Annotated in this window: 10 protein-coding genes and 2 pseudogenes; 10 read left to right on the top strand and 2 right to left on the bottom strand. The window is 64.7% G+C overall.

Annotated elements, in window-relative coordinates:
* Window positions 1-6: 6 nt before the first annotated feature.
* Together DC31_RS18385 and DC31_RS03520 are read left to right on the top strand one after the other, a co-directional pair.
* Window positions 7-183, top strand: coding sequence for a hypothetical protein (locus DC31_RS18385; RefSeq protein WP_160173199.1), 177 nt, complete (start codon window positions 7-9; stop codon window positions 181-183).
* A gap of 142 nt (window positions 184-325) precedes the next feature.
* Window positions 326-1,786, top strand: a complete 1,461-nt coding sequence (locus tag DC31_RS03520) for a L,D-transpeptidase family protein (RefSeq protein ID WP_235201314.1) — start codon at window positions 326-328, stop codon at window positions 1,784-1,786.
* A 74-nt stretch (window positions 1,787-1,860) separates the two neighbouring features.
* Here DC31_RS03520 and DC31_RS03515 read toward each other — a convergent pair whose 3' ends face one another.
* Entirely contained in the window at window positions 1,861-4,077 is a 2,217-nt protein-coding gene (locus DC31_RS03515; protein ID WP_036277096.1) for an NADP-dependent isocitrate dehydrogenase, read from the bottom strand.
* 119 nt (window positions 4,078-4,196) lie between these two features.
* Between DC31_RS03515 and DC31_RS03510 the strand changes: the two genes are divergently transcribed.
* The 3 genes and pseudogenes from DC31_RS03510 to DC31_RS19105 all read left to right on the top strand — a co-directional run.
* The gene (locus DC31_RS03510) at window positions 4,197-4,655 is read left to right on the top strand and encodes a GNAT family N-acetyltransferase (protein ID WP_036277095.1); all 459 of its coding nucleotides are present in this window, start codon (window positions 4,197-4,199) and stop codon (window positions 4,653-4,655) included.
* 117 nt (window positions 4,656-4,772) lie between these two features.
* Window positions 4,773-5,908 (top strand): annotated as a pseudogene (locus DC31_RS20450) (ROK family transcriptional regulator).
* A gap of 118 nt (window positions 5,909-6,026) precedes the next feature.
* Window positions 6,027-7,664: pseudogene (locus tag DC31_RS19105) on the top strand (beta-galactosidase); the annotation flags it as partial.
* Between the two features lie 240 nt (window positions 7,665-7,904).
* On the opposite strand, the gene DC31_RS18380 reads toward DC31_RS19105, so the two are convergent.
* Complete coding sequence (locus DC31_RS18380; protein WP_036277093.1) at window positions 7,905-8,879, bottom strand: acetylxylan esterase; 975 nt, start codon at window positions 8,877-8,879, stop codon at window positions 7,905-7,907.
* A gap of 174 nt (window positions 8,880-9,053) precedes the next feature.
* Between DC31_RS18380 and DC31_RS19840 the strand changes: the two genes are divergently transcribed.
* The 5 genes from DC31_RS19840 to DC31_RS03470 are packed head-to-tail and all read left to right on the top strand — an operon-like array spanning window position 9,054 to window position 13,054.
* Complete coding sequence (locus DC31_RS19840; RefSeq protein WP_051606379.1) at window positions 9,054-9,596, top strand: extracellular solute-binding protein; 543 nt, start codon at window positions 9,054-9,056, stop codon at window positions 9,594-9,596.
* Window positions 9,512-10,363: an extracellular solute-binding protein gene (locus tag DC31_RS03485; protein WP_051606378.1), complete on the top strand. Its 852-nt coding sequence runs from the start codon at window positions 9,512-9,514 to the stop codon at window positions 10,361-10,363. Before DC31_RS19840 ends, DC31_RS03485 begins: the two co-directional genes overlap by 85 nt.
* A 7-nt stretch (window positions 10,364-10,370) precedes the next feature.
* Entirely contained in the window at window positions 10,371-11,306 is a 936-nt protein-coding gene (locus DC31_RS03480; protein WP_051606377.1) for a carbohydrate ABC transporter permease, read from the top strand.
* Window positions 11,296-12,237 (top strand): carbohydrate ABC transporter permease, encoded by a 942-nt coding sequence (locus DC31_RS03475; RefSeq protein WP_235201313.1) that lies wholly within the window; start codon window positions 11,296-11,298, stop codon window positions 12,235-12,237. Before DC31_RS03480 ends, DC31_RS03475 begins: the two co-directional genes overlap by 11 nt.
* Before the next feature lies 1 nt (window position 12,238).
* Window positions 12,239-13,054, top strand: a complete 816-nt coding sequence (locus DC31_RS03470; RefSeq protein ID WP_036277084.1) for a glycoside hydrolase N-terminal domain-containing protein — start codon at window positions 12,239-12,241, stop codon at window positions 13,052-13,054.
* The last annotated feature ends 14 nt before the right edge of the window (window positions 13,055-13,068 follow it).

Here is a 13,068-nt window from a genome sequence, read left to right as displayed (position 1 = left end):
GACAAGGTGACGAACCCCGAAGTCAAGGAAGCCACCACCGCCGTGTACGACGACTTTGTCAGTCTCGGTGACCTGCTTTCGAAGGTGCTCCTCGAGGAAGATCTCGACGCCGCATCAGAGATGGGCACCATCACCACTGCGGTGACCGAATCGGGCACCGCGCTTCAGGAGCTCTGCAGCTGACAGCTCGTTTCACCGAACGCCTCCGCACTCGAGAAGTGTGGAGGGCGTTGGTGATTCCAGCCTGATTGACCGTTGCGCCACCGTTATCGGGCACCCGGTATGATAAGGGGCGTATGTCACATTGAAACACGGGGGTGAATTCGTGACTGATCTTATTGAGGCGCCGGGGGCGAGCACTGCTCAGACCACTTCTGTCTTTGAAGCGGCTCCACCGAGCGACGGCGATCGACCCCTCGAATGGGCTCCCAGCGAACCCGCTGAGAAGAAGCATCGCACCGGCTTGTGGGTCGGAATCGGCATCGGTGCGCTCATTCTCGCCGGTGCGGCAGCGTCCACCATTCTCATCGCTCCAGGCACCACGATCGCGGGTATCCCCGTCGGCGGGCTGACCCCCGGCGCAGCAGCAGACGTCGTTGGTTCCCGCCTCGCCAACGTAGAGATCACGTTGACAGACGTTGCCGGTGAGCCGACCCTCAGCGGCGCAGACCTCGGCGCATCTCTCGACGCTCGGGCACTCGCTGACGAAGCTTTCACGGCTCACCCAATGTGGAACCTCGGCGCCTGGCTTCCAGAACCCATCGCAGGCGACATCAGTCTCGATACCGCGGCCGCACACAGCACGCTGCGCGCGTTGGTCCCGACTAGCTACCAGGATGCCGTCGACGCTGGCGTCGTGTTCGACGCACCCACTGGCACGTATGTAACCACCGCGGCCGAGCCTGGCACCGCCGTCGACCTCGACGGGCTGAAGTCTGCTGTCACGACCGCGCTCGCAGACGGCGAGAGCGGTCTCAGCTTCTCTGCCGCACCGAAAGAGGCTCCGGCTACCGTCAGCGACAAAGATGCGGCGACTACCGCCGCAACGATGAATACGATGCTCTCGACCGTCGGCTTCTACGTCGGCGCAGAGCGCACGGTACCGATCGAACCCGCTGTCGCGGCGACCTTCTTCTCAATCGTCGACGAAGAGGGCAAGCTAAATATCACGGCAGACCAGACCGCTATTCAGTCTGTCGTCGATACGCTCCCCGCACTGGTCAATCGCGCCCCAGTGAACGCCGAGTCCATCATCAACGCCAGCGGCGACGTGCTCAAAGAGCTGACCGTAGGCGTGAACGGCCGCACGCTCGGCGACACCAGCACCGTGGCATCCGATTTCGCCCAGCAGCTCGAAGCCGGCAATGCGGTCCAGCCGCTCGAGGTCACCGAGGTTCCTTTCGCGACGGCGACGCTCATGCGCGAGATCGACATCAACCTCGCCAACCAGTCTGTCTCCGTGTTGGAAAACGGCGTCGTCGTGGACTCGTGGTACGTCTCGGCCGGCGCTGGCGCTAACGCCACGCACACGGGGTCATTCGAGATCGGCTGGAAGACATCCAGCCAAAACATGGGCAACCGCGATCTCACCAAGGCACCGAACTACTTCCAGCCCGACGTCAAGTGGGTCATGTACTTCAACGGCGACGAGGCTCTTCACGGCGTGTACTGGCACAGCAACTGGGGAACGGCCATGAGCCACGGTTGCGTGGGCATGCCCGAGGATCGCGCGCAGTGGCTATACAACTGGGCACCTGAGGGCGTCAACGTCTACGTTCACTACTGACCCGACTGCTCAACAGCGAGCACACGCAAGAAGGCCGGATGCACGTAGCATCCGGCCTTCTTGCGTTGTAAGGATCAGAACGTGTCGATGATCCCGTTCAGCGTTGCCGAGGGGCGCATGATCTTCGTCACCTTCGCGTCGTCCGGACGGTAGTACCCACCGATGTCGACCGCAGAACCTTGCACACCGTTGAGCTCGGCGACGATCGTCTGCTCCTTCTCGGCGAGGTCGGCGGCGATCGAAGCGAACGCCGAGGCAAGCTCAGCATCCTTCGTCTGCGCAGCCAGTTCCTGCGCCCAGTACAAGCTCAGGTAGAAGTGGCTGCCGCGGTTGTCGATCGTGCCGAGCTTGCGGCCGGGCGAACGATCCTCTTCGAGGAACGTTCCGGTCGCAGCATCCAGCGTTTCAGCCAGCACGCGTGCCTTCTCGTTGCCGTTGCGATCGGCGAAGTGCTCGAGCGACGCCGCGAGCGCGAAGAACTCGCCGAGCGAGTCCCAGCGCAGGTAGTTCTGCTCGACGAGCTGCTGCACGTGCTTGGGTGCCGAACCGCCCGCACCGGTCTCGAACAGGCCACCGCCGGCGAGCAACGGGACGATCGAGAGCATCTTGGCGCTCGTGCCGACCTCAAGGATCGGGAACAGGTCGGTCAGATAGTCGCGCAGCACGTTGCCGGTCACCGAGATCGTGTCGAGGCCGTGACGCATCCGCGCCAGCGTGTAACGCGTTGCCTCCTCTGGAGCGAGGATCGAGATCTGCGCCCCCTTGGTGTCGAGGGTGGCGAGAGCCTGGTGCACCTTCGCGATCAGCTGTGCGTCGTGCGCACGGTTCACGTCGAGCCAGAACACCGCAGGATCACCCGTCGCCTGCGCGCGAGAGACTGCCAAGCGCACCCAGTCGATCACTGGAATGTGCTTGGTCTGGGTTGCACGCCAGATGTCGCCAGCACCGACCTCGTGCTCGATGAGCACCACGCCGTCGCTGTCGATGACCTCGACCCGGCCGGGAGCCGAGATTTCGAAAGTCTTGTCGTGGCTGCCGTATTCCTCGGCCGCCTGCGCCATCAGTCCCACGTTCGGCACAGTGCCGATCGTTGCGGGGTTGAGCGGGCCATTCGCGATCACATCGTCGATGACAGCCTGGTAGACGCCGGCGTAGGAGGAGTCAGGGATAACAGCGAGCGTGTCGTCCTCGCCGCCATCGACGCCCCAGAGCTTGCCGCCGTTGCGCACCAGCGCGGGCATCGAGGCATCCACGATGACGTCCGAGGGGACGTGCAGGTTGGTGGTGCCCTTGTCGGAGTTGACGTACGAGAGACGGGGTCCGTTCGCGATGGCGCTCTCGAAGGCTGCGATGAGCTCGTCGCTGCCCTCGATACCGGCAAGACCCGTGAGGATCGAGCCGAGACCATCATTGGCGCTGAGTCCGGATGCTGCCAGCTGGTCACCGTAACGAGCGAACACATCGGCGAAGAATGCCTTGACGACGTGGCCGAAGATGATCGGGTCAGAGACCTTCATCATCGTCGCCTTCAGGTGCACCGAGTAGAGCACGTCGTCGGCCTTTGCCGTCTCGAGAGTTTCGCCTAAGAACGCATCGAGAGCGGATGCCGAGAGGAAGGTTCCGTCGATGATTTCGCGCGGCAGCACCTTGAGGTTGTCCTTGAGGACCGTGACCGTGCCGTCTTCGGCGATGTGACGAATCGTCAGGACATCGTCGTGAGCGGCAACCCAAGACTTCTCGTTGTGCTTGAAGTCATCCTGCGTCATCGTGGCGACGCGCGTTTTGGATCCCTCAGGGAACGGCTTGTTCGTGTGGGGGTGCTTCTTCGCGTAATTCTTCACCGCGAGCGGGGCACGACGGTCGCTGTTGCCCTCGCGTAGCACGGGGTTAACTGCGGAGCCCTTGATGCGGTCGTAGCGAGCGCGGACGTCTTTCTCCTCGAGCGAGGACGGGTCATCCGGGAAGCTCGGAATGTCGTAACCCTGCCCCTGCAGTTCGGTGATCGCCGCCTTCAGCTGGGGAATGGATGCCGAGATGTTCGGCAGTTTGATGATGTTTGCCTCAGGAAGCGTGGCGAGCCCGCCAAGTTCGGCGAGAGCATCGGACACTTCCTGGTCGGCGGTCAGCCGCTGCGGGAAGGCCGCGAGGATGCGCCCTGCCAGCGAAATGTCGCGGGTTTCAATCTCGATTCCAGCCTTGCCTGCATAGGCCTGGACGATCGGGAGGAACGATGCAGTGGCGAGAGCCGGCGCCTCGTCCGTGTGGGTGTAGATAATCGCGTCTTCGGTCACCGGGAGATTCTCCGTTCACGAGTCAAATTTGTCTCGATACCAAGATACCTGAGTGGTCTCTATGACGCTCTCCTCATAAGTTTCGGCACGAGAGCCTCGGGAGAGGTTACCCTGGGCATATGTCCGAACTGCGTATGGTTGAACTGTCCGCTGCGACGATCGTCGCCGTCAATAATCTGTCCCTGAAGCCAGGGCAGGAACAGTACCTCGCGCCCGTCTCGTACGGGATCGCCGCGACAGTGATCAATCCGCAGACCTCGTGGCAGCGAGTTGTTCTCGATAGCGATGAGGTGGTCGGCTTCGTCAGTGCGAGCTTTGACGCCGAGGCTCCTGAAGAGCATTTCCGTTCCGTGCTGTGGCGCATCAACGTCGACGCAGATGACCAGGGGCGCGGCGTCGGCCGCTTCGCGGTAGAGAAGCTGCTCGACGAGGCGCGCGCGCGCGGCATGGACCACGTCGACGTGATCTACGAAGCCGGAGACGGCGGCCCTGAGGCGTTCTTCCACCGAGTCGGATTCACGCCGGTAGGCGAAACCGAGTACGCCGAAGTCATCGCTGAAATCCGCATCACCTCCTGAGACGGGCGGCGAGGCCTCGGATCCCTCCCCCACCGAGACTTCGTCGCTCTCCAATCGGAGGATACGCATTTCGTCGCGTTGTGCAACAAAATCGGGAAACGACGCTAAGCTCACTGCATGCCGCTTTCCCCGAGCTGGTCCTGGCCTGCTTTGCACGACGCGCAGCGTGGCGTGCTACTCGAGGTTCTGGTGCACGGGTCGCGCTCGCGCGCCGAGTTGACCCGGCGCACAGGGATGTCACGGGCTTCTTTGTCCCGACTCTCCCGTGATCTCGTCGAACTCGGCGTGGTCGTAGAGGGTGCCGCCGAGGTGCGTCCAGGACGCGGCCGCCCGTCCGAGATGCTGCACGTGCGAGCGGATGCGGCACAGTTCGCAGGCATCAAACTGACCGGCGATGCCCTATACGCCGCGGTGGTGGACCTTTCGGCCCAAGTGATCGACACTGTCGAGTACACGCTGCCCTCTCGCGAGGTCGATGACGTCGTCGACCTCATCGGCACGGTGATCGAAGACCTGCGCCAGACGCACACCCGCATCGCTGCTGTCGGGGTGTGCCTCGCCGGCGATGTCATCGGCGCTGACGGTCGACGTCGAATCGTCGGCTCGCACTTCCTCGGCTGGGAGAATATCCCTCTGGCCGATCTAGTCAGCCGACGCACCGGCCTCCCCGCTGAAATCGGCAACGACGTCCAGGCGCTGACCGCAGCGCACCATTGGTTCGGCACGGGACGTGGCTCCGCATCGCTGGCCCTCATCGGTCTGGGTGCAGGCATCGGCGCCGGAGCGTCGTCGGAGACGAGATGATCCGTGGCGCGCACGGTCACCCCGGAAAAGTCGGGCACATGCGCGTGAGCGACACCGGCCCCCGATGCGATCGAGGGCACACCGGCTGCGTGTCGGCGTTCGTGACGATTCCCGCGGTCGAGCACAATGCGGGAGGTCTGCCGTTCGACGAGGTGCTCGTTCACGCCCGACGGGGCGAGGAGATCCCCCTGCGTGCCGTCAACGATGCCATCCGTGCGCTCGGCGTCGTGATCGGCAACCTGACCTGTATCGCCGACGTGGACAAGATCATCGTCACCGGTGAGGGACTACCGATCGCTCAGTTCGATGAAGCTCTCCTCGCGGCATCCGTCTCCGAAGCTCTCGACCCGGCCGCCGAGCCACCGCTGCTCGAGCTTCACCCATTCAAGTTCGCCGATTACGCCTGGGCGGCAGCTGTCAGCGCCATCCGCCTCGTACTCTCAACCTGAGGAACACGTGCCCGCACAACGCCGACGCCCTCTCGACACACATCGCACTCTCCTGTTCGGAGGTGACTACAACCCTGAGCAATGGCCGGAGTCCGTCTGGCAGGAGGACATCGCGCTCATGCGCGACGCCGGCGTGAACACGGTCACCCTCGGCGTCTTCTCCTGGGGGATGCTCGAGGTCGATGACGACCAGTGGGACTGGGACTGGTTCGACCGCGTGATCGCTCTGCTCGCTGACGCCGATATCTCGATCGACCTCGCCACCCCCACTGCGGCGCCGCCGATCTGGCTTCATGTGGAGCATCCGGAGATCCTCCCGGTGGATCGGCGCGGTATCCGCTATCACCAGGGCGGCAGACTCCAATGGTGCCCGAGCCATCCGGTCTGGCAGGACTACGCCTCCCGGGTCGTTTCGCGCCTGGGCGAACGGTACGGTCAGCACCCTGCCGTCAGCATGTGGCACGTGAGCAACGAGCTCGGCGGCGGCAACCGGCGCTGCTACTGCGAGCAATCCACGATCGCATTCCGCGCCTGGCTCGAAGAACGCTACGACGGGGTCGATGCTCTCAACCGCGCATGGGGAACAGCCTTCTGGGGACAGCGCTACCGCCGTTTCGACGATGTCATCGCACCGCTCGACAGTGAGTCCGCGCAGAACCCCTCGCTGCTGCTCGACTTCGATCGGTTCAGCTCCGACGCGCTGCTCAGCCATTTCCGCCTCGAACGCGACGCACTGCGCGCGGCCGGCGTGACGACGCCGATCACCACCAACCTCATGGTCTCGCCGCAGGGCAGCGTTGCCGACTACGCGTCGTGGATCGACGATCTCGACGTCGTCGCGATCGATCACTACACGACGGTGGACGACCCGCATCGCGAACGCGAACTGTCGTTCGTGGCGTCCCGTACCCGAGGGCTCGATCCCACCCGCCCGTGGCTGGTGATGGAGCACTCCACCTCTGCGGTGAACTGGCAGGTGCGCAATTCTCCGAAGGCTCCTGGCGAGATGATCCGCAACACCGTGCAGCACATCGCGAACGGATCCGACGGCGCGCTGTTCTTCCAATGGCGTGCGTCCGCTTCCGGGGCCGAGCAGTTCCATTCCGCGATGGTTCCGCACGCCGGCGCGAACACGCGTCAGTGGCGGGAAGTCGTCGAGCTGGGCGGTGTCCTCCGCCGTATCGGCGAAGTGGCGGGCAGCCTGGTGGAGCGCTCCGACGTCGCGATCATCACCGATGACGTGTCGCTCTGGGCGTGGCAGGCAGGGCAGAAACCCGTGAACGACTTCGCGCTGCATGACGATGCTCGCCGCTGGTTCGAGGCGCTCAGCGCACGGGGGTTCGGTCCGGACATCCGGCCTCCGCAGGCTGACCTCGACGATTATCGGCTCATCGTGCTGCCGTCGCTCTACCTCGTTGACGACGCCACCGTCGAGCGCCTCACGCGAGCCGCAGACTGCGGGGCGACGGTCGTCGTCGGCGCGCTCTCAGGCATCGCGGATGCCGACAATCATGTACGCGTCGGCGGCTACCCCGGGGCCTTTCGCGAGCTGCTCGGAATCGTCGGCGAAGAGCTGCACCCCCTGCTGCGAGGAACGAGCGTCCGTCTCACTTCGGGGGCGGATGTCGCCGATCTCGCGACGCGCGTGCGCGCGACATCGGCCGAGGTCGTCGACACCTACGCCGACGGGCCGCTGGCGGGCCTGCCCGCCGTCACTCGTCGGACGGTCGGAGCGGGTGTCGCATGGCACGTCACAGGACTTGTCGATCGGGGTCTGGACTCGCTCGCGGCCCGGATCGCCGGAGACGCGGGCGTCGTCAGACGGCTTCCGTCTGGTGACCATGTCGAGGCCGTGCGGCGCGTCTCCGAGGACGGCTCATGGCTTTTCCTGATCAATCACGGCGACCGAGAGGAGTCGATCAGGGCGCTGGGCACCGACCTCGTCTCGGACCGGGAAGCGACGGGACGTTCCTTGTTCCCGCCGGCTCCGTGTCCGTCATCCGCGAGCAGCGCGAGTAGCCAGCCACTGCGCCTGGCGCACCCATTGGTGCGTCTGACCGCCCTCGTGACCGTTGTACGTGTAGACCTCGATCTCGCGATCTTCGACACCGAGGTGGTTGTAGGCGGCGAACACGCTGGAGGGGAGGACGATCCCATCCATCAGCGCCACCGAGAACAGTGCAGGCGCCTGAACGCGACGCGCGAAGTTCACACCGTCGAAGTACGACAGCGTCCGGAACACGCACTCGTCCTGATCGCGGTGCACGGCGAGAAAGCGCGTGATCTCGGTGAAGGGCTGATCAGGGGCGACCTGCACAGACCGGCCGAAATGGCACAGGAAGGGCACGTCAGGCATGACGCCGACGAGACCGGGGACGAGACCGCCGACAGCGAGCGCGATGCCGCCCCCCTGGCTGGCTCCCGTGACGGACACGCGCGACGCATCGACGAAGTCGAACATCCGCACGGCGTCGACCAGCCGCACCGCATCCGTGAAGACGCGACGGTAGTAGTAGGTCTCCGGGCTGGCGATCCCACGCGTCATGAAACCGGGCACGGATCCCTCCGAGCCATGCGGGTCGGCCGTGTCACCACCCGTCCCCCAGCCGCTGCCCTGGCCCCGGGTGTCCATCAGCACGTACACGTAGCCCGCTGCCGCCCACTGCAGCTTCTCCCCTGCGACTCCTCGACCACCGTTGTATCCGATGTACTCGATCACGGCGGGCAGTCGACGGTCGGTGCGCGGTCTCGTGACCCACGCACGGATGGGCTCACCGCCGTACCCTGGAAAAGTCAGATCCTCGACGATGAGCTCACTGATCGGCGTCGACGCGTGATCGAGCGTGAGCGTTCCACCCGCGGCGCGTGATTCATCGAGCGTGCGTCGCCAGAATTCGTCGAAATCCTCGGGCTCGGCGACCGCGGGACGGTACGCCTGCAGCTGGTCGATGGGCAGGTCTGTCAGTGGCATGTTTCCTCCGCGTACATCATGGCCGCTCCGGATACATCGGATCAATTTCGGCACCGGGCTTGACTTTATGTTTCAGCACAACACAAAATAGCATCCGGAAGCATCCGACTGCGCTTCCTCGGCATCGCCGCCCGATCCGGGTCACGACACTGTCGTCTGAAAGGAACACGTCACATGAAATCCACACGCCACAGCACGCGGACTGCGCTGCGCTGGGTCGCCGCCCTCGCCGCGCCCGCACTCGCCGTCGCGGCGCTCTCCGCCTGCTCCGCCGGAAGTGAGCAGCCGAGCGCGGATGATCCCGTCACAATCGACTTCTGGGGCTGGGTGCCAGGACTCGAAGATCTCGTCGCCCAGTGGAACGACAAGAACGAAGACATCCAGGTCACGTTCCATCGCATGACCGGCGATGATGGGCAGAAGGTCGAAGCTGCAGTCGATGCCGGCAAGGGGCCCGACCTCGTTCAGCTGTCCACGCATAACCTTCCGGAATACGTGATCAGCGAGCGCGTCGTCGACATCACCGACTACGTCTCCGAGTACGAGTCGAACTACACCCCGGCGTCGTGGTCGCAGTCTCCTTCGATGGCCACGTCTTCGGCGTTCCACAAGGAATCGGCCCCGCAGGCACCATGTACCGCACCGACATCTTCGCCCAGTACGGCCTCGAGTTCCCCAAGACCTGGGACGAATACCTCGACACCGCCCGTGCGTTGAAGGCGGCGAATCCCGATGTCTACATCGCCAACCTCTCCCCGAGCGAGATCGGCCAGTGGGCGCAGGAGATCCAGCAGGCCGAGAGCAGCTGGTACGGCGTCGACGACGATTCGTGGACCGTGGGTGTGAACGACGAGGGCAGCAAGCTCGTCGCGGAACGCTGGCAGACGCTGCTCGATGAAGACCTCGTGACGACCGAGCAGATGTGGACGCCGGAGTACTGGGCGCTCGTCAACTCCGGCAAGATCGCCACGATCACCTACGCCGCCTGGTTCCCGAGCCTGATCGCCGAGAACGCGGCCGGCACCTCGGGAAACTGGGCAGTCGCCGCGATGCCGAAGAACGCCGGTTCGGAGAACTCCGGCGACTCGGGTGGAGCCGCTGTCATCGTGCTGAAGAACACGAAGAACGCCGAGGCTGCAGCGAAGTTCGCCTCCTGGCTGAACGGATCGGACGAGACGCAGGACACACTGATCACCGTCGGCGGCCTGTTCCCGTCGACCGAGAACGGTCTGGCTTCCGAAGCGCTGCTGCAGGAGTCCGAGTTCTACGGTGGCCAGGTCATCAACGAGGTGTTCATCGACTCGGCCAAGAACACCCCGAACACCTGGGTCGAGGGGCCGAACTACGGTTCGATCCAGACCGCGCTGCTCGACGAGTTCGCCAAGGTCGTCAACGGCCAGGAGACCTTCCTCGAGGCGCTCGACATCGCGCAGGCTGCAGCGATCGCGGATCTCAAGTCGCGCGGCCTCAGCGTCTCGGAGTGATCCTGTCGTGACCAGCATCCGCTCCACCTCCCGGCGCCGGTTCTCCGGCGCCGGGAGGCCCTGGGTCCCGTACGCGTTCATCGCGCCGTTCGTGATCGTGTTCCTCGTCTTCCTCGTCACACCGATCATCGTCGGCGTCGTCAACAGCCTGTACTCGCGACAGTCGAGCGGGCTGGGCTTCGGCGGCTCGAGCATCGACTTCGTCGGCTTCGACAACTTCATCCGTGCGTTCGCCGACACGGACTTCCTGCTCGGCTTCCCGAAGGTCCTGCTGTACGGCGCGATCCAGGTGCCGGTGATGATGATCATCGCCGCGGTCCTCGCGCTTCTCTTCGACTCCGCCCTCGTGAAGGCCAAGCGCTTCTTCCAGTTCGCGGTGTTCCTTCCGTACGCCGTCCCCAGCGTGATCGCGGCACTCCTGTGGGGCTTTCTCTACCAGCCCTCGGTGAGCCCGATCCTGCAGTTCTTCTCATCCTTCGGCGTCGACCTCAATCTTCTCGGCCCCGGCGCGATCTGGTGGTCGATCGGAAACATCAACCTCTGGTCGCTGATCGGAATCAACATGATCATCCTGTTCTCCGCTCTTCAGTCCGTACCGCGTGAGATGTACGAAGCGGCGCGGATCGACGGCGCCGGTGAAGTGCGCACGGCACTGCAGATCAAGCTTCCGATGATCACGCCCGCGCTGCTACTGACCACGCTGTCCAGCGTGATCGGCACCCTGCAGCTGTTCAATGAGCCGCAGGTGCTGCAGTCGATCACCTCCAACATCCCCAGCGACTTCACTCCGAACATGGCGATCTACGCGGCCTCCACACTCGGCAAGGACGCGAACCTGTCGTCCGCCATGGCGGTCATCCTCGGCCTCGCGACGCTGATCGTCTCGCTGCTGCTGCTCGCCGCCAACAAGCGCAACGCCAAGGGGGCCACCGATGGCATCTGACCTGCTCGCCGCCACCGGTGGCCTCGATACCCGCACCTTGATCGCCCCCGACGAGAAACCCCGCAAGCGCACGACCTTCGTGAACGGCGACCGGGTGAGTCGCGGCTGGATGGTCGTCGTCACGATCGTCATGGTCGTCGTCGCCGCGTACTTCCTGGTCCCCGTGCTCTGGCTCGTGATCGCGTCGACGAAGTCCACCGGAGACCTGTTCTCCACCCCCGGGTTCGCGTTCGCTGAATGGCATCTGTGGGACAACCTTGCGGCCCTGAACAGCTACGAAGGCGGAATCTTCTGGCGTTGGGGTCTGAACTCGATCATCTACTCCGTGATCGGTTCCGCGTTCACCACCTTCGTCTGCGCCGTGACGGGCTACGCTCTGGCCGTCTACCGCTTCCGCGGACGCGCCACGCTCATCGCGATCGTCCTCGCCAGCCTGCTGGTACCAGGGTCGGTCATCGCTCAGCCGACTTACGTGCTGCTGGTGCAGCTGGGATTGGACAACACCTATCTCGGCCTGCTGCTCCCGGCTCTCTGCTACCCGTTCGGCGTGCTGCTGTGCTTCATCTACGCGCAGGGCGCCGTGCCGATCGAGCTGGTCGAGGCTGCGCGCCTCGACGGGGCTGGAGAGTTCCGCATCTTCGGGACGATCGGACTCCGTCTCATGTCGACCGGCCTGGTGACAGTGCTGCTGTTCGCCTTCCTCGGCAGCTGGAACAGCTACATCCTTCCGCTGCTCGTGCTGACCGATTCGTCTCTCATGCCGCTCACCGTCGGGCTCACGGGTTGGAGCCAGGCATCCATCACGATTCCCGGTCTGCAGATCCTGACAGTGGTCGGCTCACTGGTCTCGATCATCCCAATCGCGATCGTGTTCCTCTCGCTCCAGCGATTCTGGCGGGCCGGTCTCACGGCGGGAAGCGTGCGCGGCTGACGTGAGCAGGATCCGATTCACTGGTGCGGCGCGCACCTGGCTGGAGTGCCTGCCGCTCGGCGACGGGCGACTCGGCGCGATGACCGACGGCGGGGTGTCCTCCACGACGATCCATCTCAACGACGCGACCGCCTGGTCGGGGTCGCCGAGTTCGGAATCCACGGGGTCGATGCCGGATGCCGCGGCGAGTGCCGACCTCCTGTCGGCCGCCCGGTCCGCCGTGGCCGCAGGCGATCCCACCGCGGCAGAGGCGCCGCTGCAGGCGATGCAGACGCGGTATGCGCAGTCCTTCGTGCCCATGGGCGACGTCAAGATCATCGTCGAGGCGGGTGATGCGACGGCTCTGCCGGCTCGTGAACTGGATCTGAGGACCGGCATCCACCGTTCAGGTGCCGACGCGATCAGGACGACGACCTTCATCGAGTCCGAGCAGAGCGTACTGGTGCACGTGATCGAACCCGCCTTGCCGGTGCGATTGGTGCTCTCATCGCCTCTGCGCGGCCCCCGTTCGGACGCGCCGGTCGTGGCCTCACCGGATGCCGCGACAACGGCTCTGCTGCTGCGTCTGCCGAGCGATGTCGCACCTGGGCACGAGCCGGATCTTCCCGGGGCGTTGTGGTCACAGGCTCCTGGCTCTGCCGTGGAAGGCGCGATCGCGACACGTGTGATCACCGATGCCACGCGCACTGTCGTGCTGGTCACGACAGCGACCACGTTCGCAGGAGTGGGCCGGATGCCGACGGGATCCGCCGCGGATGCGCTGGATGATGCCGTCACCCGGCTCGATGCCGCCGCGACGCCGGCGCTGACGTCCTGATGGGGGCGACCGAG

The organism is Microbacterium sp. CH12i (assembly GCF_000685355.1).
Classification (GTDB): domain Bacteria; phylum Actinomycetota; class Actinomycetes; order Actinomycetales; family Microbacteriaceae; genus Microbacterium.
The sequence above is the reverse complement of the archived record's forward strand: the minus strand, read 5'-3'. Positions and strand labels throughout refer to the sequence as shown.

Coding starts and splice junctions, on each gene's coding strand:
- DC31_RS03485 (WP_051606378.1), top strand. CDS start 9,512: ATGTACCGCACCGACATCTTCGCCCAGTACGGCCTCGAGTTCCCCAAG.
- DC31_RS19840 (WP_051606379.1), top strand. CDS start 9,054: ATGAAATCCACACGCCACAGCACGCGGACTGCGCTGCGCTGGGTCGCC.
- DC31_RS03475 (WP_235201313.1), top strand. CDS start 11,296: ATGGCATCTGACCTGCTCGCCGCCACCGGTGGCCTCGATACCCGCACC.
- DC31_RS18380 (WP_036277093.1), bottom strand. CDS start 8,879: ATGCCACTGACAGACCTGCCCATCGACCAGCTGCAGGCGTACCGTCCC.
- DC31_RS03510 (WP_036277095.1), top strand. CDS start 4,197: ATGTCCGAACTGCGTATGGTTGAACTGTCCGCTGCGACGATCGTCGCC.